We start from the raw sequence: 23,445 nt of genomic DNA on the forward strand, positions 1-23,445 counted from the left end.
GACCTCATCAGTGAGGAGAGCAGTGGCAGGCAAGGCCCGCGTACACGAGTTGGCTAAAGAACTCGGTGTCACCAGCAAGGAACTACTCGCAACGCTCAAAGAGCAGGGCGAGTTCGTGAAGTCTGCGTCATCCACAGTGGAGGCGCCCGTCGCCCGTCGTCTGCGGGAGTCATTCCCGTCTGCCGCCGGCGCAGAAACCAAGTCCGATTCCGGCGATGCAGCGGCAAAGCCCGCAGCAAAGCCCGGTACTCCGGCACCGTCCGCGGCAAAGCCGGGCGCTCCGCGTCCGGGTCAGCGTCCCGGCCCCAAGCCGGCCGCACCCGCTCCGGCTGCTCCCGAGGCTCCGGCAGCACTTGTTGCTCCCGCAGCAAAGGCGCCGGCACCGGCTGCACCCGCCGCTCCGGCAACTCCGGCGGCTCCGGCCGTCGCATCTCCGGCAGTGCCTACACCCACGTTCAACGCACCGAAGCCCGGTCGTCCGGCTCCGGCTGCTCCCGCGGCTCCGGCTCCGGCAGCACCCGCAGCTCCGGCACCGGCTGCACCCGCAGCAGCAGCTCCGGCCGCACCGTCGACCGGCGCAAAGCCCGGTGGACCGCGTCCGATGCCCAAGGCTCCGCGCGTTGGCAACAACCCGTACTCCTCGGCTCCGACCGAGCGTCCGGCTCCTCGTCCGGCTCCCGGCGCACCGCGTCCGGCACCGGGTCAGGGTGGACCTCGTCCGACTCAGGGCCAGGGTCAGGGCGGATCTCGTCCGGCTCCCGGCCAGGGCGGTCCTCGTCCGGCTCCCGGCCAGGGCGGTCCTCGTCCGGCTCCCGGCCAGGGCGGTCCTCGTCCGGCTGCAGGTCAGGGTGGACCCCGTCCTAGCCCCGGCTCCATGCCTCCTCGCCCGAACCCGGGTGCAATGCCTGCTCGTTCCGCTCGTCCCGCGCCCGGTGGCGGCGGACGTCCGGGTCGTCCCGGTGGCGCTCCCGGCGGTCGTCCCGGTGGTGGCGGCGGCGGTGGCGGTGGATACCGCGGTGGCGGCGCTCCCGGCGCCGGCGCTGGTGCAGGTGCTCCCGGTGGAGCAGCTCCCGCAGGTGGTTTCCGCGGTCGTCCCGGCGGCGGTGGCCGTCCCGGTCAGCGCGGCGCAGCAGCAGGTGCATTCGGTCGTCCCGGCGGAGCAGTTCGTCGTGGACGTAAGTCGAAGCGGGCAAAGCGCGCCGAGTACGAGAGCATGCAGGCTCCCGCAGTCGGTGGCGTCAGGCTTCCTCGCGGCAACGGCGAGACCATTCGTCTCGCTCGCGGCGCGTCGCTGTCCGACTTTGCCGACAAGATCGATGCGAACCCCGCAGCGCTCGTGCAGGCACTGTTCAACCTCGGCGAGATGGTCACGGCAACTCAGTCGGTAAACGACGAGACGCTGGAGCTTCTCGGTGGCGAAATGAACTACGTCGTTCAGGTCGTCAGCCCTGAGGACGAAGATCGTGAGCTGCTCCAACACTTCGACCTCACCTACGGCGAAGATGCCGGTGGAGAAGACGACCTCGACGCCCGTCCGCCTGTGGTCACCGTCATGGGCCACGTCGACCACGGTAAGACTCGTCTGCTCGACGTGATCCGTAAGGCCAACGTCCGTGAGGGCGAAGCCGGCGGTATCACGCAGCACATCGGTGCTTACCAGGTGCTTACCGAGCTCGAGGGCAACGAGCGTCTCGTGACGTTCATCGATACGCCGGGTCACGAGGCCTTCACGGCTATGCGTGCTCGTGGTGCCAAGGCCACCGACCTCGCGATTCTTGTTGTCGCAGCCGACGACGGCGTCATGCCGCAGACGGTGGAAGCGATCAACCACGCCCAGGCGGCCGACGTGCCGATCGTGGTCGCGGTGAACAAGATCGACAAGGAAGGCGCGAACCCGGACAAGATCCGTCAGCAGCTGACCGAATACGGACTGGTTGCCGAGGAATACGGCGGAGACACCATGTTCGTCGACATCTCGGCGAAGCAGGGTCTGAACATCGACCAGCTTCTCGAAGCTGTTCTGTTGACGGCGGATGCTTCCTTGGATCTGCGTGCTAACCCGGACATGGACGCACAGGGTGTTGCCATCGAGGCACACCTCGACCGTGGCCGTGGTCCCGTTGCTACCGTGCTTATCCAGCGCGGAACGCTGCGGGTCGGCGACTCCATCGTTGCCGGCGATGCTTACGGCCGCGTCCGCCGCATGGTGGACGAGCACGGCGAGGACGTCCACGAGGCAACGCCTTCACGTCCCGTTCAGGTCATCGGCTTCACGTCGGTTCCCGGCGCAGGCGACAACCTGCTCGTGGTCGACGACGACCGGACTGCCCGTCAGATCGCAGACCGTCGTAATGCGCGCAAGCGCAATGCGTTGGCAGCGAAGAGCCGCAAGCGCATCAGCTTGGACGATCTCGATGCAGCTCTGAAGGAACATTCGCAGCTGAACTTGATCCTCAAGGGCGACAACTCGGGAACCGTCGAGGCTCTCGAAGAGGCATTGCTGGCAATCCCGATCGACGACGAGGTGCAGTTGCGCGTCATCGACCGTGGTGTCGGTGGCGTCACGGAGACCAACGTCAACCTGGCAGCGGCTTCCAACGCGATCATCATCGGCTTCAACGTCCGTGCCGAAGGCAAGGCGACCGAGCTGGCGAACCGCGAGGGTGTCGACATCCGGTACTACTCGGTGATCTACCAGGCCATCGACGAGGTCGAGAAGGCTCTCAAGGGTCTGCTCAAGCCGGTCTACGAAGAGGTCGAGCTGGGCAAGGCGGAGATCCGTGCGATGTTCCGTTCGTCCAAGATCGGCAACATTGCCGGTTGCTTGGTCACTTCGGGTTCCATCCGTCGCAACGCCAAGGCACGTCTCATCCGCGACAGCATGGTTGTCGCCGAGACGGTCACCATCTCCTCGCTCAAGCGGGAGAAGGAAGACGTCACCGAGGTTCGCGAAGGCTACGAATGTGGTTTGACCGTCACCTACTCCGATATCAAGATCGGTGACGTTCTCGAGTGCTACGAGCTTCGTGAGAAGCCGCGCGACTGATAGTCGCCCACGAGTGTTGGGGCGCTCGTGAGTACTGACTGACTGGACTCTCCCGGACATTGACAAAATGTCCGGGAGGGTCCATTCGGCTATTTCTAGGCCGGTGGCAGTAGAGTTTCTCGGGTATTTCGAGGGGGAAAATGTTTGTAGGAGCATTGGAGTTCGACATTCTTTTCGGAGATGTCCACTCACTCAAGGAAAAGCGTTCTCTGGTGTCACCGGTACTGACCGAACTGCGTCGGTTCGGTGTCAGTGCGGCCGAAGCCGGTGAGCAGGGACGGTTTCGTCGGGCTCTGGTCGGGGTCGCGGCTGTCAGTTCGTCCGTCGATCATCTACACGATGTTCTCGATCATTGCGAGCGTGCAGTGGCCGCGCGACCGGAAATGCAACTACTCGCAGTACGACGACGAATATTCGGTCCCGAGGACTGATTTGGTTGCCAGGCTGCGATGCACAAGACTGTTGTCGGTAATAATTCTTGTTAATCAGCACTTTGATCGATCGAGTCAGCTCGTATCGAATGTCCAGGGAGAAGGAGACAGAGAGTCATGGTGGATCCAGCCCGGGCCCGTAAGCTCGCAAAACGAATCGGCACGATTGTCGCAACCGCAATTGACCACGAGATCAAGGATCCGCGGCTCGATTATGTGACTGTCACCGATACCAAGGTCACCAACGACCTGCACGACGCGACCGTGTACTACACCGTCAGAGGTGAAAAGGTCGACTCCGCGCCGGACGTCGAAGCTGCCGCGGCCGGTCTCGAGAAGGCCAAGGGCGCACTGCGCTCAAAGGTGGGAGCAGGAACGGGCGTCCGTTTCACTCCGACTCTGACGTTTGTCGCGGACACAGTTCCGGACACTGCACGGCACATGGAAGAACTGTTGGCGCGTGCACGTGCAGCCGACATCGAAGTTGCCAAGGCACGCGAGGGGGCGCAGCCGGCCGGCGACGCAGATCCGTACAAAGAGCCCCGCACAGTAGCCGACGACGAGGACGACGTCGTGTCCTCGGACGCTCGTGACAACGACTGACGCGTAGCGAAGATGACGATCACCGCGCCCACTGGCGAAGACCTCTGCGAGGCAGAATTCGCCCAGGTGGTCGAGGTGTTGGACGTGGCACGGACGGTAACCGTCCTGTGCCACGTCCAGCCGGACGCCGACACGATCGGCAGTGGGCTGGCACTCGGCCTGGTGCTCGAACGCAAAGGCGTCTCGGTTCAGGTTGCATTCAGTCGCCCTGAGGAACTACCGGAGTCGATGGCAGGTTTGCCCGGACTGCATCTGCTGGTTCCACCGGCGAGCGTGCGTGCGTCGGTTGATGTTCTTGTCACTGTCGACGTCGGCAGTATCGGTCGGCTCGGTGATCTTGCGAACCGTCTCGAGGGTGCCGATCGAACCATCGTCGTCGATCACCATCGGTCGAATTCCGAATTCGGCACCATCAACGTCGTGGACGAGTCTGCGGCGTCGACGACGGCACTCCTGGCGAGAATGTTCGATTTCTGGGGTGTGGAGATCGATCGGAATGTAGCGCATTGTCTCTACGCCGGTTTGGTGACGGACACCGGTTCCTTCCGATGGGGCGGCCCGTCGACACATGTTCTGGCGGCCAAATTGTTGGCGACCGGCATTGACGGAGACGCCATTGCCCGTCAACTTCTCGACACCCATCCGTTCGGTTGGCTGCCGATGTTGTCGTCCGTTCTGGGATCGGCGACGTTGGTGCGCGAGGCTGCGGATGGTCGCGGGCTCGTGTATGCGGTGATCCGCCGAAGTGACGTGGGAAACCTTCGTTCGGAAGAAATCGAGAGCGTCGTCGACATCGTGCGAACGACCGCCGACGCGGAAGTTGCGGCGGTTCTCAAGGAATCGGAACGTGGTGGTTGGTCGATCTCGTTGCGTGCGAAGTCCGAAATCGACGTGTCGGCTGTGGCGGAAAGTCTCGGCGGCGGCGGGCATCGGCTCTCGGCTGGATACACCTCGTCGGATTCGAGTGAGCAGACCGTCGCGGCATTGATTGCGGCGCTGGGGTGAGTTCGGGGTCTGTCGCTCCTGATACCGGCGCCGATTTCGAGGTGACCGGTCGTCGAATCTTTGGGCTGGCTTTTCCCGCATTGGGTGTGTTGGCCGCGGAACCCTTGTATCTCCTGTTCGATATTGCCGTTGTCGGACGACTCGGTGCACTCCCGTTGGCAGGGTTGGCGGTGGGCGGACTCATCTTGTCTTTGGTGAGTACCCAGCTGACGTTCTTGTCGTACGGAACCACGGCACGCGCTGCGCGACTGCACGGCGCCGGTCGTGAGCGGGACGCGGTGGGCGAGGGCGTTGCGGCCACGTGGTTGGCGTTGGCGATCGGGCTGATATTGGTGGCGATCGTGCAAGTGATCGCCGGGCCGTTGACGTCGGCAGTGGCCGGTGGTTCGGATATTGCGGACGCGGCCGAAAGTTGGTTGCGCATCGCAGTTCTCGGTGTGCCGCTGATTCTGGTGGCATTGGCCGGAAACGGTTGGATGCGCGGCGTCCAGGACACAGTTCGGCCGTTGCGGTTCGTCCTGGTCGGTCTCGGTACCTCAGCGATTCTGTGCCCCATTCTGGTCCACGGTTTGTGGGGCGCGCCGCGCCTGGAACTCGAAGGATCTGCCGTCGCAAATCTGGTGGGCCAGAGCATCTCCGGTGCGTTGTTCGGCTGGGCGTTGTTTCGTGAACCGGTATCGGGTCGTCCCAATGTTGCGATCATGCGAGCGCAGATGGTCATGGGACGCGACCTGATCCTGCGCAGTCTCGCGTTTCAGGCGTGCTTCGTCTCGGCTGCAGCGGTGGCGTCGCGATTCGGCGCCGCAGTTGTCGGTGCGCATCAGGTGGTTTTGCAATTGTGGAATCTGGTTGCGCTACTACTCGATTCACTCGCGATTGCTGCGCAGACGTTGATCGGTGCGGCGTTGGGCGGCGGATTTGCGGCAGCGGCCAAGAAGATGTCGTGGCGGATTACGGTGTGGTCGACGGCCTTCGCAGTTCTTCTGGCCGTGATCTTTGCAGCCGGACACTCGGTTATCCCGCAGTTGTTCACCGCTGACGAGGACGTACTCGGTCAGATGTCGATCGCGTGGTGGTTCTTCGTCGCGATCATGCCCGTCGCCGGAATCGTGTTTGCGCTCGACGGCGTTCTGCTCGGCGCGGGCGACGTCAAGTTCCTGAGAAACGCGACCATGCTGTGTGCCGTCGTAGGTTTCCTGCCGGCGATCTGGATGTCGTTGGCCTTCGACTGGGGCTTGGCCGGAATCTGGGCCGGACTCACGGTGTTCGTAGTACTGCGGATGATTGCGGTGTGCTGGCGCGCAGTCTCCGGCAAGTGGGCGGTCACCGGAACCGAGACAACTGCACATTCAGTCGAGAGTTCGAGCGAGGAAACTGAGGGATCGTGGCAGCAAAGTTGATGGCAGTGAGCGACATTCATGTCGGTCACAACGGCAATAAGCCGATGACGGAAGAACTGTTTCCGGATTCACCCGAAGACTGGCTCATTCTGGCCGGCGACGTGTCCGAGAAGACCGACGACATTCGCTGGGCTCTGACGCTGCTGCGCTCGCGCTTCGCGAAGGTGATCTGGATTCCCGGAAACCACGAGTTGTGGACCACGGCCAAGGACCCGGTTCAGATTCACGGCGCGGCGCGGTACGAGTACCTGGTCAACATGTGCCGCGAGATCGACGTCATCACGCCGGAAGATCCGTTCCCGATCTGGGACGGTGAAGACGGTCCGGTGACGTTGGTGCCGATGTTCCTTCTCTACGACTACTCCTTCTTGCCGGCCGGGGCCCGGGACAAAGCGCACGGACTCGAGATCGCCCGCGAGAAGAACGTTGTCGCGACGGACGAGTTCCTGCTTTCTTCCCAGCCGTACGCGACGCGGGACGCGTGGTGCCATGCCCGGATCGAGTACACGAAGGCTCGGCTGGATGCCCTGCCCGACGGTACGAAGACAATCTTGATCAATCACTTTCCGATGGTCCGTCAGCCCACTGATGTTCTGATCTATCCGGAGTTCGCGCTCTGGTGCGGTACGACGCTGACGGCCGACTGGCACGTGAAATACAACGCGGTGTGCTCGGTCTACGGGCATCTGCACATCCCGCGTACGACGTACTACGACGGCGTCCGCTTCGAAGAAGTCTCACTCGGATACCCACGAGAATGGCGTCGGCGAGGATTGCCCGAAAAGTTGTTGCGTCAGATATTGCCCGTGCCGGAATATCCGCCGGGAACTCTCAACAAGTGGGGCGGCCACTTCAAGGTGACGCCGGAGCAGGAAGCCGAAGTCGAGCGCATGCGCTCGGGGAAGTGAGAGGTACCGACACGTGATCGAACAGATTCTTCCCGGCGGCATCGCGACGGCTGAAGCGTTCGAGGATCCGCCCGGGCTCGTTCCGCACCCGAGTGAAGAGGCGCTGATCGGCCGAGCAGTGGAGAAGCGTCGTCGTGAATTCGTGACGACACGACATCTCGCCCGAACGGCGATGGGGAAACTAGGCGTCCCGCCGGCGCCCGTCATGCGAGGCGAGAGGGGCGCGCCGTTGTGGCCGCGCGGTGTTGTGGGCTCGCTGGCCCACTGCGACGGATATCGGGGCGCCGTGCTGGCGTATTCGATGCAGGTTCGTTCGCTCGGGATCGACGCGGAACCGCATGCGCCCCTACCCAAGGGTGTACTGCCGGCCGTCAGCATCGAAGACGAGCGAACGTGGCTCGGAACGGTGGACATGGATGGCCCCGTCCACTGGGATCGAGTCCTGTTCTGTGCCAAGGAAGCCACGTACAAGGCGTGGTTCCCGCTCACCCAGCGTTGGTTGGGATTCGAGGACGCGCACATCACTTTCGAATCCGAGTCCGCCACGTCAGGCACGTTCAGGTCGAAGCTGCTGGTCCCCGGGGAGGCGACGTCGGGTGCGCCGCTCACCGAATTCGACGGCAAATGGATGGTCTCCGGCGGCCTGATTCTGACGGCAATTTCGGTGCGGTGAGTTCGGCTGGCAGAATCGGGACACGTGTCAGCTCGCGAAAAGCCTTCCTCCGGACTTGTCGGCGCCGGAATCCTGATCGTCGACAAAGAGGCAGGTCTTACCAGCCATGATGTTGTGGCTCGGTGCCGCAAACTGTTGAACACCCGAAAGGTCGGTCACGCCGGCACACTCGATCCGATGGCGACGGGCGTTCTCGTGCTCGGCGTGGAGCGCGCAACCAAGTTGCTGGGCTTGCTGGCCCTGACGACCAAGGCGTACTCGGCCACCATTCGTCTGGGTGCGTCCACGGATACCGACGACGCCGAAGGCGCGATCCTGACGACGGCCGACGCGAGTGCTGTCACCGATGAGGAAATTGCCGCCGTCGTGGCGACGCTGACGGGGGACATCGAACAGATTCCGGCCAGTGTCAGTGCAATCAAGGTGGACGGCCAGCGGGCTCATGCGTTGGTGAGGGCCGGCGAAACCGTCGAACTTGCCGCGCGTCCGGTGACGGTGTCGACGTTCGATGTTCTGGCTCGCCGCGATGTCGACGGCGGTTTTGTGGACCTGGATGTCGAGGTGGAGTGCTCGTCGGGCACCTACATCCGTTCGTTGGCTCGGGATTTGGGACGCGAACTCGGAGTGGGTGGCCATCTGACTGCGTTGCGTCGCACGAGGGTCGGTCCGTTCACACTCGATCATGCACTGACTCTCGAAGATCTTGCCGAAGCTCCCAGTGTCAGTTTGGATATCGACGAGGCCGCGCAGACAGCGTTCCCGCACCGTCAGATCACGGCCGAGGAGGCCGAGGCCATCAGTCAGGGCCGTTGGCTCGAACCGATGGGCGTCAAGGGCATCTATGCGGCCATCGATCCCACCGGTCACACGATTGCCCTGCTCCAGGAGAAGGGCAAGCGTGCCAGCTCGGTGATGGTCGTGCGGCCGGCGACCCTGCGACAGTGAGTACGCCCCGCGACCCTGCGACAGTGAGTACGCCCCGCGACCCTGCGACAGTGAGCCTGCCCGACACGGTTCTCATCGTCCTGAAACGGTCGAGGATCTCGTTTCTGCGGTGCGGCGCCTACCGCCCGTTCGTCACGATCAACGGCCACACGGATGTACTTCCGTGGGGTGAGCACCGTGTGTCGATTCCGGATGCGCAACCGTTGTCGATCGATATCTATGTCAACCTGCGAGATCCGAAATCGAAGAGATGGACGTTCGGGCGTTGCGACGCCGTCGTTCCTCCCGGAATCGGTCGGGTGGTGGAGTATTCGGCACCGGCGCAGGAGAGCTTCAAAGGTGATCTGGGGCCGTTAGGCACCACGCGGTCGCACGGGTTGATCGCTCAGGCGCTGATTGTCGGCGCGCTGGGGCTGCTCTGTGCGCTGATTCTGCTCGGGTTTCTGGGTATGGGGCTGGCCGCACTCAACGGTGAACTCAGGTGACAGGCGAAGCTAAACCAGCCAGATAGCTTGGGCCACCGGACTTCCCAAGTCGATGCAGTCAGGGTTGTCGCCGAGTCGCACGGAGACTGTGCCGGCAAAATCGCGTCGTTCTTCCACCATGATTTCGACGTCGAGGCTGACGCCGACGGAATCGAAATAGCGGAGCATCTCCGGATCGGAATCGGAGATGCGAGCTACGCGACCGCGCTCACCGTTGGCGAAGTCGCTCAGTTGCCGGGCCGGGGGAGTCGGTACCGAACCGTCGGCGGACGGAATGGGATCTCCGTGCGGATCGCGCTCGGGGAAGCCGAGTTTGGCGTCCATACGCGAGATCATCAGATCCGAGACGGCGTGTTCGAGGATCTCGGCTTCATCGTGGACCTCGTCCCAGCCGTACCCGAGTTCTTGAACCAGATACGTCTCGATCAAGCGGTGGCGTCGCACCATGGACACTGCGGCTGCGCGTCCGGTGTCCGTCAGTGCGATGGATCCGTACCGGGCGTGATCGACGAGTCCTTGATCCGACAGTTTGCGAATAGCCTCGGACACCGTCGATGCGGAGACGCTCATCTTCTCGGACAGCAGCTTGGTGGAGATCCGTTCATGCGACCATTCCTGGACGGTCCAGATCACCTTCAAGTAGTCCTGGGCGACGGAGGAGAGCGCAAGTGTGTCGATCGATGCATTCGATGTCTGTTCGACAGCGTTGTCCGCATTGGAGGGATCGCCGGAGGGTTCGGTCTTGTGAGCTGCCACGACACTTAGCTTAGGCTACGAATTCCCGAAGGTCCGTACGCGAGCGAGCATGCAGTGTGAGCCGCTCGGCGGGTCCGAAGGTGAGAGTCGCCGACGCGCCCCGTAGGCTGCCATTCGTGCTGAGGTGGCGTGGTCTCGACGAAGTTCCGGCCGATTGGGGTCGTTGTGTGCTCACTGTCGGTGTATTCGACGGTGTGCATCGTGGGCATGCCCAATTGATTGCGACGGCGGTTACCGCTGCGCGCAAGCGGGGTGTTCCCAGTGTTTTGATGACATTCGATCCGCACCCCATGGAAGTGGTGCGCCCGGGCAGTCATCCGGCTCAGTTGACGACGCTGGCCCGCCGGGCGGAACTGGCCGAGGAGCTCGGCATCGACGTTTTCTGCGTCATACCGTTTACCGCGGAGTTCATGAAGGTGACCGCTGAGCGTTACGTCCACGAGATCCTCGTCGAGCGCCTGCATGTCGCCGAGGTAGTAGTGGGGGACAACTTCACTTTCGGTAAAAAGGCCCTCGGCAATGTTGATCTGTTGCGCGAGATGGGTGCTCGATTCGGGTTTGCCGTTGACGACGTCCAGTTGCTCGTGGAGCATGCAGTCACGTTCTCTTCCACCTACATTCGCTCCTGCGTCGACGCCGGAGACATGGCTGCGGCAACCGAAGCGCTCGGCCGGCCTCATCGGGTCGAAGGCGTCGTAGTCCACGGAGACAAGCGTGGCCGCGAACTCGGATTCCCTACGGCAAACATTGCGCCGCCGATGTTTTCGGCCATTCCGGCCGATGGTGTGTATGCAGCCTGGTTCAGCGTTCTCGGAATCGGTGACGCCGTCGCGCCCGGCGCAGAATTGGGTACCGTCGTACCAGGTCGCAAGTACAGGGCGGCGGTTTCGGTGGGAACCAATCCGACGTTCTCCGGACGCACCCGTACCGTCGAGGCGTTTGTCCTCGACACGGACGCAGATCTGTACGGCCAGCACGTCGCGGTCGATATGGTCGAGCGGATTCGGGGGATGGAGAAGTTTGATTCCATCGAAGCGTTAATCGTGGCCATGAACCGAGATGTCGAGCGCACTCGCGAGATATTGGGCAAGGATGCCGAGCGTAGCGTCGGCTGATTTTGCTCATCTCGTGACCGGCCGGAGTGTCGACCGCCACACTTCTCCGTGGCCGTCGAGTTGGCCGCATTCCTCCTGGTAGGATCATCTCTCGGTGTGTGCTGCGGTTTGCGGCGGCCGCATCCGATCTAGATCCTTTTGCGCAATCGTCATCACAGGAGTGAATCAAGTGGCATTGACCACCGAAGAAAAGAAGACTGTTCTCGGCGAGTACGGCTTGCACGAGACCGATACGGGATCGCCTGAGGCTCAGGTGGCAATGCTCACCAAGCGCATCCTCGATCTCACCGAGCACCTCAAGATGCACAAGCATGACCACCACTCGCGTCGTGGACTGCTGCTCATGGTCGGCCGTCGTCGTCGTCTGCTCAAGTACGTAGCAAAGACCGATGTCGCTCGTTACCGTGCGCTCATCGAGCGTCTCGGCCTGCGTCGCTAGTTTTACGACGCTGATCGAAAGCAACACGGCAAACTCACGTTTGCTCAACACTCCGTCAGCCGGCGAATCCACGGATAGACTGGGATTCGCTGGCTTTCGGCGTTACTGCCGCAAGGCAAGTGAATGGCTGTAACTGAACAGCGATCGGCTGCAACTGGACAGTGATTCAGCTGTGACAGGCAGTCGAGTTGGCGGGCGAAAGCGCCGTCAACACACCGTATGCACCAGAGAACGTGGTGTCGGTTGTCGGTAGTGGTTTTCCGGATCGGACTCGAGTCTGTCAATATCTCGAGCCCGTCATGTTCCGGCGAACTTCGATCGACGGCCGCCCGAAGGTCAGTGACGTCCCGAAGCAGAGAAAAGTTCGCAGCTATCGCGAACCTCTGCAATTCAAGAGGGGGACGTCCCTCGGTGCGCAGTTTCCACCAGGAGGGTGGAAACGCCCGCGCGGGTACGGCGAAGACGAGAGGGAAGTGAAGAGAAAAAGATGACAGAGAATTCCGTAGTAGAGGTCGACGAAGGCGTGTTCGAATCCACCGCCGTGATCGACAACGGGTCCTTCGGTACCCGCACCATCCGTTTCGAGACCGGACGCCTTGCTCAGCAGGCTGCCGGCGCCGTCGTTGCTTACCTGGACGACGAGACCATGCTGCTTTCCGCCACGACGGCCGGCAAGCACCCCAAGGAAAACTTCGACTTCTTCCCCCTGACGGTGGACGTCGAAGAGCGTATGTACGCAGCGGGCCGTATCCCGGGCTCGTTCTTCCGTCGTGAGGGCCGCCCCTCCACCGACGCGATCCTCACCTGCCGTCTGATCGACCGGCCGCTGCGCCCGTCCTTCGTCGACGGTCTGCGTAACGAGATCCAGGTCGTCGTCACGGTCATGAGCCTCAACCCGCAGGATCTGTACGACGTCGTGGCTATCAACGCTGCTTCCGCGTCGACTCAGATTGCAGGTTTGCCGTTCTCCGGTCCCGTTGGTGGCGTGCGTGTTGCACTCATCTCGACGGACGAGAACAAGGCCGGCCAGTGGGTCGCATTCCCGACGGTCGATCAGCTCGAGAACGCCGTCTTCGACATGGTTGTTGCCGGCCGCGTCGTTTCCGGCAGCGGTGACAATGCCGATGTCGCGATCATGATGGTCGAGGCCGAGGCTTCCGTCAACGTGATCGCGAAGATCGCCGACGGCGCTCAGGCCCCCAACGAGACCATCGTCGCCGAGGGTATCGAAGCTGCCAAGCCGTTCATCGCTCGTCTGTGTGCTGCTCAGTCGGCACTCGCGTCCAAGGCTTCCAAGCCGACGGGCGACTACAAGGTCTTCCCGGCTTACCAGGATGACGTCTTTGCTGCCGTCGAGGCTGCTGCAGCCGAAAAGCTCAATGCTGCACTGACAATCGCCGGCAAGCAGGAGCGCGACGAAAAGACCGACGAGGTCAAGGCCGAGGTTCTCGAGCTCGTTGCACCCAACTTCGAGGGTCGCGAGAAGGAACTGGGAGCAGCGTTCCGCTCGCTCACCAAGAAGCTGGTTCGCCAGCGCATCCTGCGTGATCAGTTCCGCATCGACGGCCGTGGCATCACGGACATCCGTTCGTTGTCCGCCGAGGTTGCGATCATTCCGCGCGCACACGGCTCTGCACTGTTCGAGCGTGGCGAGACCCAGATCCTGGGCGTCACCACCCTCGACATGGTCAAGATGGCTCAGCAGGTCGACTCGCTCGGTCCCGAGACCAGCAAGCGCTACATGCACCATTACAACTTCCCGCCGTACTCCACCGGTGAGACGGGTCGCGTCGGTTCGCCCAAGCGTCGCGAAATCGGCCACGGCGCACTCGCCGAGCGCGCTCTCATGCCGGTTCTGCCCAGCGTCGAAGAGTTCCCGTACGCGATCCGCCAGGTCTCCGAGGCGCTGAGCTCCAACGGCTCCACCTCGATGGGCTCCGTATGTGCTTCCACGCTCGCACTGCTCAACGCCGGTGTGCCGCTGAAGGCTCCGGTTGCCGGTATCGCAATGGGCCTCGTGTCCGACCAGGTCGACGGCGAAACCCGTTACGTGGCACTGACCGACATCCTCGGCGCCGAAGATGCTTTCGGTGACATGGACTTCAAGGTTGCCGGTACCAAGGACTTCGTCACGGCTCTGCAGCTCGACACGAAGCTCGACGGAATTCCGTCCAAGGTTCTGGCCGGCGCTTTGGCTCAGGCCAAGGATGCTCGCACCACGATCCTCGAGGTCATGGCCGAGGCCATCGACACCCCGGACGAGATGAGCCCGTTCGCTCCCCGCGTGACGGCCATCAAGGTCCCCGTCGACAAGATCGGTGAGGTTATCGGCCCCAAGGGCAAGATGATCAACTCCATCACCGAGCAGACCGGTGCCAGCATTTCCATCGAAGACGACGGCACCGTGTTTGTCGGCGCCACCGATGGACCGTCTGCACAGGCCGCGATCGACATGATCAACGCCATTGCCAACCCGCAGCTCCCCAAGGTCGGCGAGCGGTTCCTGGGCACGGTCGTCAAGACCACCGCCTTCGGTGCCTTCGTTTCGCTCCTGCCGGGTCGCGACGGATTGGTTCACATCTCCAAGCTGGGCAGTGGCAAGCGCATTGCCAAGGTCGAAGACGTGGTCAACGTCGGATCCAAGATCCGCGTCGAGATCGCCGACATCGATGCTCGCGGCAAGATCTCGCTGATCCCCGTCGAAGAGGGCAACGACGACGCAGCAGCTCCCGTAGCTGAAGAGGCTGCTTCCGAGTAAGCATGTTCACTCAGCGGCCCCGTGCGGATTTTCGTACGGGGCCGCTGGCGTAAAGTTCCTTTCGCCGTGGCGACCACACGGCGTTCTTCCCAAAATTTTCACCCCAACTTCTTCAAGGACCGTTGACACACTTCATGGCCAACACCGCGCGCAGCCGTACAACTGCACTGAAATCCCCGATCGACGCGCAAGCTCCCGAGTCCGGGGTCCAGCGGACGGTCCTGCCCGGTGGACTCCGTGTAGTCACCGAATTCATTCCGGGCGTGCGCAGCGCTTCGGTCGGCGTCTGGGTTGGTGTCGGATCGCGTGACGAGCAACCGAGTGTTGCCGGCGCGGCACACTTCCTCGAGCACCTTCTGTTCAAATCGACTCCGTCGCGGACTGCGCTCGATATCGCACAGGTCATGGACGGTGTCGGCGGCGAACTCAACGCCTTCACGTCCAAGGAGCACACGTGCTTCTACGCGCATGTGATCGACGAGGACCTGCCGATGGCGGTGGACCTTGTTGCGGATGTCGTTCTTCGTGGCCGATGCCGTACCGCGGATGTCGATGTCGAGCGGCAGGTAGTTCTCGAAGAGATCGCGATGCGCGACGACGATCCGGAAGACCTTCTCGGCGACGCGTTCATTACGGCGCTGTTCGGTGATCATCCGATAGGCCGTCCCATTATCGGCAGTGTGGAATCGATCGAATCGATGACCCGCAGCCAGTTGCATTCCTTCCACGTGCGCCGGTACACCCCGCAGAGGATGGTTCTTGCTGTGGCCGGCAACGTCGACCACAAGCAGGTTGTGACGTTGGCCCGGCGTGCATTTGCCGGGCATCTCGAGCGTGGCGTGAAGCCTGCTCCGCGTCGTGAAGGAACATTGCGACTGCGCACGATGCCCGAACTGAGCCTGACCCATCGCGACAGCGAGCAGGTTCATCTGGCACTTGGAGTGCGGGCATTCGGTCGCCACGAAGGTCATCGTTGGGCATTGTCCGTGCTCAACACTGCTGTGGGCGGCGGCCTGAGTTCTCGTCTGTTCCAAGAGATTCGGGAACAACGAGGCCTCGCGTACTCCGTGTACTCGGGCGTCGACACCTTTGCCGATACCGGAGCGTTCTCGGTGTACGCGGGCTGCCAGCCCGAAAACCTCGGCGAGGTCACCACGGTAATCCGCGAGGTTCTGGCGCAGGTTGCAGCGAGCGGCATCACCGATGCCGAAATTGCTCGCGCCAAGGGTGCTTTGCGGGGTAGTTTGGTTCTTTCCCTGGAAGATTCGGGTTCACGAATGACCCGGATCGGCCGTAGTGAACTCAATTACGGCGACCATCGCAGTGTGGCGCAAACCTTGGCCACCATCGACGCGGTCACTGCCGAAGAAGTTCTCGAAGTAGCTCAGGTTCTGCTGACGCGTCCGTTCGCGGCTGCTGTCGTCGGACCGTACAAGCGTGTGAGGGACCTCCCGGCTTCGGTGCGCGGGATCGTCGGGTAATCAGTCGGTTCAACGAAATCGAGGTGGGCAGTTGAAGATTCGCGGCGGCGTGCTCGAAGAGATCGGTCGCAGCCGGCCGTATGCATCTTCACTTCCCATCTCGGTGTCCGAACTCGAGCTGGATCCGCCCGGAAATGGTGAGGTCCTCGTCAAGATCGAGGCTGCCGGACTGTGTCACTCCGATCTTTCCGTGGTGGACGGCAATCGCGTTCGCCCCGTGCCGATGCTGTTGGGGCATGAGGCTGCTGGCCGGATCATTCAGGTCGGGGAGGGTGTCGACGACTTAGTCGTCGGTACACGTGTTGTCATGACGTTCCTTCCTCGCTGCGGTGAGTGTGCGGGCTGCGCCGCAGATGGTCGGCTGCCCTGCACGGTGGGCGGGGCTGCTAACAACGAAGGAAGCTTGCTTGGAGGTGCCCACCGGTTGCGCCGCGGCAGTGGGATCGTTAAGCATCACCTCGGAGTCTCGGGCTTTGCGACGCATGCGGTCGTGAACGCCAAATCCGTCGTCGTAGTCGACGACGACGTTCCGCCGGACATCGCGGCAGTGCTGGGTTGTGCCGTATTGACCGGTGGGGGAGCTCTGCTCAACGCAGCCCGGCCACTCCCGACGGACACCGTCATGGTGGTCGGGTTGGGCGGCGTCGGGATGGCCGCGATTCTGACTGCCCGCGCGCTGGGGGTGGAGACGGTGATCGGAGTCGACGCCCTCGAATCGAAGTTGGCTCAGGCAGTTGAAATGGGTGCGACGCAGGTATTCACCCCGGCAAGTTTGACGAAATCGGGCCTTCGAGCGGACATCGTCGTCGAAGCTGCTGGTAACGCGGGGGCCTTCGAAGCTGCTGTGGCTGCTACTGCGCCCGGCGGGACTACGGTCACGGTCGGATTGCCGGGGCCCCATGCGCGGTCCTCGATCTCGCCGCTGGGTTTGGTGGCCGAAGCTCGGACCATTATCGGGAGCTACCTCGGGTCGGCTGTGCCGGCCCGAGACATTCCCATTTACGCGCAGTTGTGGCGCGACGGAAAGTTACCCGTCGAGAAGCTGATCTCTTCCCGAATCACTCTGGACGATATCAATGCGGGGATGGACGAACTCGCTGACGGCAAGGCGATCCGGCAAGTGATCATGTTCGACTGACCTGCGCACTTGTCCCACATCGCCGGCGAAAATGCCCCGGGGTGGGCCGACGATCGCAGCCTAAACCGTTCGCTCGAGTGTTACCCGCTGTAACGCGATCGATGTACTCGACGACTTCAGTTGTGACGTTACGTTCTGCCCTGGGGGTCGGTCGGTACGTTTTCCGGAGTGAATTGGGGAGTAGATATGGCTGTACGTGGGTTCTTTTCGCGACATCGAATACTTGCGGGGGCAGTTGCGCCCGCAGCGCTCGGCGTGGCTGCGCTGGTCGCAGTCGCAGTCGCCGTGGACTCGCCGCAGTCCCGCACGATCGACACCGAACTGACGGCATCGGTCACCGAATGCCACGACATGGTGAGCATCGCCGTTGCCGGTCGCCACGACACACCGGACCCGAACACAGTCCTGATGTTGGAAGGCGCAGACGGAAAGCTATTGCCGGCCGCGATGTCGGGCGATTACAAGAGTGATCGCGTCGATCAGGTAATCAATCCGGCCGGATCGGTCAACACCACCAAGCCGGGCTCTTACGCTGCGATGTACATCGCCTATCCGGCCAACATGGCGACGTATGAGGATGCCGTGGCTGCAGGCGCAGCCAATACTCAATCCGTGATGAGTGCGATCAGTGCAGCATGCCCGAACACCCAGTTCTCGATCGTCGGATACAGCGAAGGCGCAGACGTCGTCCGCCGCGTTGCCATGGATATCGGTACGCAGAAGGACAACGAGTTCGGTGTCAGCGCCGACAAGGTTGTCGGTGTTGTGCTGCTCGCCGACGCGGGCCGACAGGAAGGCGACGGTACGTTCCTCGGCGCGAAGGATCCGTTCACGAACCCGGACAACTTTGACAAGAAGTACCAGAACGGAACGTCGGCGATACCGGGCCAGGGTGCACTCCCGGATACCGCAGGCGGTTTCGGAAAGTTGAACGGCAAGGTCGCTTCGTTCTGTTCCGACGGTGACTTCACTTGTTCGGCTCCGGAGAACATCTCCTTGCTGATTTTGGCCGCGAACGTCGGTCGTCAATTGAATGTCGACCAATTGGAATCGCAGGGCCTCACGCCGACGACGGGTCAAGATGTCGCGGTTGTATTCAGTGGGATCATGTTCAAGGCATTCAACGATATTTCGTCTCAGCCGGATTGGATGCAGAGCGACGAGACGTTCATGGACGTCCTGCTGAAGGTCTCGACTCCGGGGTACAAGCCGGGTACGACGGACACCGTGACGCCGGTCGCCGAGGACGGCACGATTTCAGCGGAGAAAGTGTCGCCGCTGGCGTACCTGCCGCAGAAGCTGTTCAAGGAGATCGTCGGTCTGATCGCCACCAACCAGAACACGATTCCGGTGATCATGAGCGATCCGTACCAGATGACACTGGCTCCCGGTGTCGGCCATCACTTCGACTACTGGACTGACGCTGATGCTGCCAATGGCAAGCCGTTGACGTCGGCGCAGTATTCGGCAGCGTGGCTCACGTATCTTGCTCAGCAGGCGCAGGAGGGCAAGCCCGTTGACACGACGGTAAAGCCGACCCCTGAACAGCTTGCAGCTGCCGTGGATCTGTACATGGCAAATGGTGGCGGTGAGGCCGGAGCCACTGACGGAAATGGCACGACGACCGATACCACTTCCGGGTCCGGTCAGGCCCCCAGCGGGACCACTGGTTCGACGGAATCTTCGGGCGCTGCCGCAACGCCGTCGCAGGCACCTGCTGCGGGATCGGCTTCTGCAACGTCGAGTGCCGTCGCTTCACCGACCGGATCGGTAGCACCGACCTCGAGTGCGGCCGTAACGAGCGCTCCGACATCGCAGGCTGCACAGTCGGACGCAGCAGTCACACCCACCACTACCACCACCACCACCACCACCGGCGCGACGACAACCACGAAGGCTCCGGCCAACTGACCTTCGTCAGTAGCACTGCAGCAGGCTGCGATCCGCACAAATGTGCGGATCGCAGCCTGCTTTTTGTGTCTGCTCTGTTCTCGACGGTCGGTGGCGCTTATCGTGGAATGCACGATCGATCTCGAATTGTGGGTCTGCCGTGCATGAATTGTCGATTGCCCAGAGTGTGGTCGACGCTGTGTGCGAGCGCGCCGGGGATCGAAGGATTATCACCGTTCGTCTCGAGGTCGGTCGGTTGTGCGCAGTAGTTCCAGATTCGTTGTTGTTCTGCTTCGACGTCGTGACCGCGGGTACCCACGCCGAGGGCGCGAGTTTGTGCATCGACGAGGTCCCGGCCAGTGCACGGTGTAGAGCGTGCGGTGACTCGTTTTCACCGCCGGACATGTTTCTTCTGTGCCCGTGTGGCAGCGCCGACGTCGAGGTTCTTGCCGGCCAGGAGCTGCGAATATTGTCGATGGAAGTGAGCTGATCATGTGTGCGACGTGTGGCTGCGGGGAGAGTGCGGGAGTGCGGGTTTCCGACTCTGCACACAGTCATGACCATGACAGCCATGACCATTCTGTACATAGCCATGACCATGGCGATCTGCACCATCATCCACACAGCGAGACTGTGGTTCTGGAACAACGGGTATTGGCCAAGAACGACGAGCTGGCGGCGCGCAATCGAGAATGGATGCGGACTCGCGGGATCTCCGCGCTCAATGTCATGAGTTCTCCCGGCGCCGGAAAAACAACCTTGCTGGTTCGTACGATCAACGATCTCGGTGGCAGGTTTCCCATTGCTGTCATCGAAGGAGATCAGGAGACTCAGCTGGACGCCGAGCGAGTTCGCGCCACGGGATCGACTGTTGTACAAGTGAATACGGGCGCAGGATGTCATTTGGACGCCGACATGATCGATCGCGCGCTTGCGGTGAGTCGTCCGGTTGACGGGTCGTTGCTTTTGATCGAGAACGTCGGAAACCTTGTATGTCCGGCACTTTTCGACCTCGGCGAGGAAGGCAAGGTTGTCCTAATTTCAACGCCGGAGGGCGCCGACAAACCTGTGAAGTACCCGCACATCTTTGCTGTTGCGGATCTGGTGATCATCAACAAGATTGATCTGCTGCCGTATCTGGATTTCGATGTCGAGGCCTGTGTTCGGCAAGCCGAAGCGCTCAATCCTGCTGTGCGCGTGATGACTTTGTCGGCGACAACGGGTCAAGGTCTGTCCGAGTGGTACAGCTGGATCGGTGCTCGACTGGGCCGGGCGCCGGTGACCGTTGACAACTGATGTGCTCGGGTAGTTAATGAAATGAGTGGGTGCCACAGACGAGGGCCGATTTTCGGTTCGGGTGGCGTTCGATACCGGCGGCAGTTCGACCCGGTGGAACAGACTCGGTGGAACACATGGTGCCGTCGCACACGTGAAAGCGGCTGACATGGACACTCGAATTGAGACTGCTGAGAGCGCAGCAGCCAAGGCAGAAGAAACTCTGATCCATGTTCTGTGGATCAACGCCGGACTCAGTTGTGACGGAGATTCAGTGGCGTTGACCGCCGCCACACAACCGAGCGTCGAAGAGATCGCACTCGGCGCGCTACCGGGATTACCCAAGGTTGCGATGCACTGGCCGCTCATCGACTTCGAGTGTGGTCCTGAGGGTGGTGCCGACGATTTTCTGGAGTGGTTCCGGAAAGCCGACCGTGGTGAGTTGGAACCGTTTGTCCTCGTCGTCGAGGGTTCCATCCCGAACGAGAAGCTGCACGACGAGGGCTACTGGTGCGGATTCGGAAATAACCCGGAGACCGGGCAGCCCATCACGACGAGTGAATGGCTGGACCGACTGGCTCCCAAAGCGACAGCTGTGGTGGCGGTGGGTACATGCGCGACGTACGGCGGTATCCACGCGATGGCGGGCAATCCGACCGGTGCGATGGGTGTGCCGGACTACCTGGGGTGGGGTTGGAAGTCGAAGGCCGGCATTCCGATCGTGTGTGTGCCGGGCTGCCCGATCCAGCCGGACAACCTCTCCGAGACTTTGACCTACCTGCTGTACATGGCTACGGATCAGGCGCCGATGATTCCGCTCGACGAATCACTGCGGCCGCAATGGTTGTTCGGTGCGACCGTGCATGAGGGGTGTGATCGCGGCGGGTATTACGAGCAAGGTGAATTTGCGACGGAATACGGTTCACCGAAGTGCATCGTCAAGTTGGGTTGCTGGGGTCCGGTCGTGAAATGCAATGTGCCCAAACGAGGTTGGATCAACGGTGTCGGGGGATGCCCCAATGTCGGCGGTATCTGCATCGGCTGCACGATGCCGGGATTCCCGGACAAGTTCATGCCGTTCATGGACGAACCACCTGGCGGCAAGCTATCGACAAATGCAGTTGGCCTGTACGGCACGGTAATTCACAGCTTGCGCCGAATTACCGGGAGCACCCTGGACCATGAACCGCACTGGCGTGAACGCGGGTCGACGCTGCTCACCGGAGCCCGGCGCACGTGGTGAAGGACGCACTATGAGAACACGAGTTTTCGACTTCTCTGGGAGGCACTGAAAATGACGGCCATCATTCCCGAACCCACCTCGACGGCAGACCGTGACGGTCTGGTCGAGATGGCCTGGGACCCCATCACACGAATTGTCGGAAGCCTCGGCATCTACACCAAGATCGACTTCGCCAATCGTGAAGTCGTGGAATGCCACAGCACGTCGTCGATCTTCCGCGGATATTCCCTGTTCATGAAGGGAAAAGATCCGCGTGACGCGCACTTCATCACCAGCCGTATCTGCGGGATCTGCGGTGATAACCACGCGACGTGCTCGTGCTACACGCAGAACATGGCGTACGGAGTCAAGCCTCCCCACCTAGGCGAGTGGATTGTCAATCTCGGTGAGGCTGCGGAATACATGTTCGACCACAACATCTTTCAAGAGAATCTTGTGGCGGTCGACTACTGCGAGAAGATGGTGTCCGAGACCAATCCTGGCGTCCTGGCACAGGCCGAGAACACTCGCTGCCGCCATGAGGATCAGCACGGATACCGCACGATCGCCGACATCATGCGCACGCTCAATCCCTTCACCGGTGAATTTTACCGTGAGGCACTTCAGGTTTCGCGTTCTACCCGTGAAATGTTCTGTCTGATGGAAGGGCGTCACGTCCACCCGTCGACTCTCTACCCGGGCGGAGTCGGAACCGTCGCAACCATTCAGTTGATGACGGATTACATGACGCGGTTGATGCGGTACGTGGAGTTCATGAAGAAAGTTGTGCCCATGCACGACGATCTGTTCGATTTCTTCTACGAAGCTCTCCCCGGATACGACAAGGTCGGTCTGCGTCGAACGTTGCTCGGCTGCTGGGGGTCTTTCCAGGATCCGGAGTACTGCAATTTTGCATACAAGGACATGACCGAGTGGGGACGGAAGATGTTTGTCACCCCCGGTGTTGTTGTCGACGGCAAACTGGTGACCACGGATCTCGTGGATATCAACCTCGGAATCCGGATCATGCTGGGCTCTTCGTACTACGAGGACTGGAAAGACCAGGAAATGTTCGTCACGACCGATCCGCTCGGGAATCCGGTGGATCGGCGTCACCCGTGGAATCAGCACACCAACCCACACCCGCAGAAGCGCGACCTCGAGGACAAGTACAGCTGGGTGATGTCGCCGCGTTGGTTCGACGGCCAGGACAACCTTGCACTCGACACGGGCGGCGGCGCGCTCGCCCGGTTGTGGAGCACAGCTCTGGCGGGGCTGGTCGATATCGGCTACGTGAAGTCGACAGGGCACAGCGTGCAGATCAATCTGCCGAAGACGGCGTTGAAGGGTCCGGTGTCGCTCGAGTGGCACATCCCCGAATATGGCAGCAACACCCTCGAAAGAAATCGGGCACGTACCTATTTCCAGGCATATGCTGCGGCGTCAGCCCTGCATTTTGCCGAGAAGGCCCTGGTGGAGATTCGCGCGGGCCGGACCAAGACGTGGGAATCCTTCGAGGTGCCCGACGAAGGCATCGGTTGCGGATTCACCGAAGCTGTACGCGGAGTTCTCTCGCACCACATGGTGATTCGCGACGGCAAGATCGCGAACTACCATCCGTATCCGCCGACGCCCTGGAACGCGAGTCCGCGCGACAGCGAAGGCACCCCGGGTCCGTACGAGGATGCCGTGCAGGGGCAGCCGATCTTCGAGGAGAATGATCGCGAGCACTTCAAGGGCATCGACATCATGCGCACCGTCCGCAGCTTCGATCCGTGCCTTCCCTGTGGCGTGCACATGTATCTCGGCGGCGGCAAGACCATCGAGAAGTTGCATTCACCGACGCAGTCCGTGACGGGGGAGTAGCCGATGGAC

Annotated in this window: 20 protein-coding genes; 19 read left to right on the top strand and 1 reads right to left on the bottom strand. The window is 61.7% G+C overall.

Translation table 11 applies throughout. From position 1 onward, the window contains the following. Positions 1–22 precede the first annotated feature (22 nt). From infB to MTX36_RS20240, 9 genes are all read left to right on the top strand, one after another. Positions 23–3,046: a translation initiation factor IF-2 gene (gene infB, locus MTX36_RS20200; protein ID WP_243621460.1), complete on the top strand. Its 3,024-nt coding sequence runs from the start codon at positions 23–25 to the stop codon at positions 3,044–3,046. 140 nt (positions 3,047–3,186) lie between these two features. After that, positions 3,187–3,477: a DUF503 domain-containing protein gene (locus MTX36_RS20205; RefSeq protein ID WP_243621461.1), complete on the top strand. Its 291-nt coding sequence runs from the start codon at positions 3,187–3,189 to the stop codon at positions 3,475–3,477. 117 nt (positions 3,478–3,594) lie between these two features. Then, positions 3,595–4,080, top strand: coding sequence for a 30S ribosome-binding factor RbfA (gene rbfA / locus MTX36_RS20210; RefSeq protein ID WP_094272389.1), 486 nt, complete (start codon positions 3,595–3,597; stop codon positions 4,078–4,080). Positions 4,081–4,092: 12 nt separating this feature from the next. Continuing rightward, on the top strand, positions 4,093–5,085 hold the full coding sequence (locus MTX36_RS20215; RefSeq protein WP_243621462.1) for a bifunctional oligoribonuclease/PAP phosphatase NrnA: 993 nt from the start codon (positions 4,093–4,095) through the stop codon (positions 5,083–5,085). Continuing rightward, on the top strand, positions 5,082–6,485 hold the full coding sequence (locus MTX36_RS20220; RefSeq protein WP_243621463.1) for an MATE family efflux transporter: 1,404 nt from the start codon (positions 5,082–5,084) through the stop codon (positions 6,483–6,485). The genes MTX36_RS20215 and MTX36_RS20220 overlap by 4 nt, the downstream gene beginning before the upstream one ends. After that, the gene (locus tag MTX36_RS20225) at positions 6,470–7,393 is read left to right on the top strand and encodes a metallophosphoesterase (RefSeq protein ID WP_243621464.1); all 924 of its coding nucleotides are present in this window, start codon (positions 6,470–6,472) and stop codon (positions 7,391–7,393) included. The genes MTX36_RS20220 and MTX36_RS20225 overlap by 16 nt, the downstream gene beginning before the upstream one ends. Positions 7,394–7,406: 13 nt before the next feature. Beyond that, the gene (locus MTX36_RS20230) at positions 7,407–8,066 is read left to right on the top strand and encodes a 4'-phosphopantetheinyl transferase (RefSeq protein ID WP_243621465.1); all 660 of its coding nucleotides are present in this window, start codon (positions 7,407–7,409) and stop codon (positions 8,064–8,066) included. A 24-nt stretch (positions 8,067–8,090) separates the two neighbouring features. Further along, the gene (gene truB / locus MTX36_RS20235; protein WP_243621466.1) at positions 8,091–9,011 is read left to right on the top strand and encodes a tRNA pseudouridine(55) synthase TruB; all 921 of its coding nucleotides are present in this window, start codon (positions 8,091–8,093) and stop codon (positions 9,009–9,011) included. Positions 9,012–9,034: 23 nt separating this feature from the next. Next, the gene (locus tag MTX36_RS20240; RefSeq protein WP_243621467.1) at positions 9,035–9,496 is read left to right on the top strand and encodes a hypothetical protein; all 462 of its coding nucleotides are present in this window, start codon (positions 9,035–9,037) and stop codon (positions 9,494–9,496) included. 9 nt (positions 9,497–9,505) lie between these two features. On the opposite strand, the gene MTX36_RS20245 is transcribed toward MTX36_RS20240, so the two are convergent. Continuing rightward, on the bottom strand, positions 9,506–10,252 hold the full coding sequence (locus tag MTX36_RS20245) for a metal-dependent transcriptional regulator (RefSeq protein WP_374230509.1): 747 nt from the start codon (positions 10,250–10,252) through the stop codon (positions 9,506–9,508). 116 nt (positions 10,253–10,368) lie between these two features. Between MTX36_RS20245 and MTX36_RS20250 the strand changes: the two genes are divergently transcribed. The 10 genes from MTX36_RS20250 to MTX36_RS20295 all read left to right on the top strand — a co-directional run bounded on the left by MTX36_RS20250 (position 10,369) and on the right by MTX36_RS20295 (position 23,436). Beyond that, positions 10,369–11,367, top strand: a complete 999-nt coding sequence (locus MTX36_RS20250) for a bifunctional riboflavin kinase/FAD synthetase (RefSeq protein ID WP_243621468.1) — start codon at positions 10,369–10,371, stop codon at positions 11,365–11,367. 169 nt (positions 11,368–11,536) lie between these two features. Further along, on the top strand, positions 11,537–11,806 hold the full coding sequence (gene rpsO / locus MTX36_RS20255) for a 30S ribosomal protein S15 (protein ID WP_243621469.1): 270 nt from the start codon (positions 11,537–11,539) through the stop codon (positions 11,804–11,806). A gap of 487 nt (positions 11,807–12,293) precedes the next feature. Further along, positions 12,294–14,564, top strand: coding sequence for a polyribonucleotide nucleotidyltransferase (locus MTX36_RS20260; protein WP_243621470.1), 2,271 nt, complete (start codon positions 12,294–12,296; stop codon positions 14,562–14,564). 134 nt (positions 14,565–14,698) lie between these two features. Then, positions 14,699–16,045, top strand: a complete 1,347-nt coding sequence (locus MTX36_RS20265) for a pitrilysin family protein (protein WP_243621471.1) — start codon at positions 14,699–14,701, stop codon at positions 16,043–16,045. Positions 16,046–16,076: 31 nt separating this feature from the next. After that, complete coding sequence (locus MTX36_RS20270; protein ID WP_243621472.1) at positions 16,077–17,183, top strand: alcohol dehydrogenase catalytic domain-containing protein; 1,107 nt, start codon at positions 16,077–16,079, stop codon at positions 17,181–17,183. A gap of 186 nt (positions 17,184–17,369) precedes the next feature. Next, a complete protein-coding gene (locus tag MTX36_RS20275) occupies positions 17,370–19,094 on the top strand; it encodes a cutinase family protein (RefSeq protein WP_243621473.1) in 1,725 nt (574 codons plus the stop codon). A gap of 139 nt (positions 19,095–19,233) precedes the next feature. Next, positions 19,234–19,563, top strand: a complete 330-nt coding sequence (locus MTX36_RS20280) for a hydrogenase maturation nickel metallochaperone HypA (protein ID WP_243621474.1) — start codon at positions 19,234–19,236, stop codon at positions 19,561–19,563. Between the two features lie 2 nt (positions 19,564–19,565). Further along, a complete protein-coding gene (gene hypB, locus MTX36_RS20285) occupies positions 19,566–20,369 on the top strand; it encodes a hydrogenase nickel incorporation protein HypB (RefSeq protein WP_243621475.1) in 804 nt (267 codons plus the stop codon). Between the two features lie 148 nt (positions 20,370–20,517). Continuing rightward, positions 20,518–21,591, top strand: a complete 1,074-nt coding sequence (locus MTX36_RS20290) for a hydrogenase expression protein HypE (RefSeq protein ID WP_243621476.1) — start codon at positions 20,518–20,520, stop codon at positions 21,589–21,591. Positions 21,592–21,642: 51 nt separating this feature from the next. Then, complete coding sequence (locus MTX36_RS20295; protein ID WP_243621477.1) at positions 21,643–23,436, top strand: nickel-dependent hydrogenase large subunit; 1,794 nt, start codon at positions 21,643–21,645, stop codon at positions 23,434–23,436. Positions 23,437–23,445: the final 9 nt, after the last annotated feature.

This window comes from Rhodococcus sp. ARC_M6 (assembly GCF_022810305.1).
Lineage (GTDB): Bacteria > Actinomycetota > Actinomycetes > Mycobacteriales > Mycobacteriaceae > Rhodococcus_F.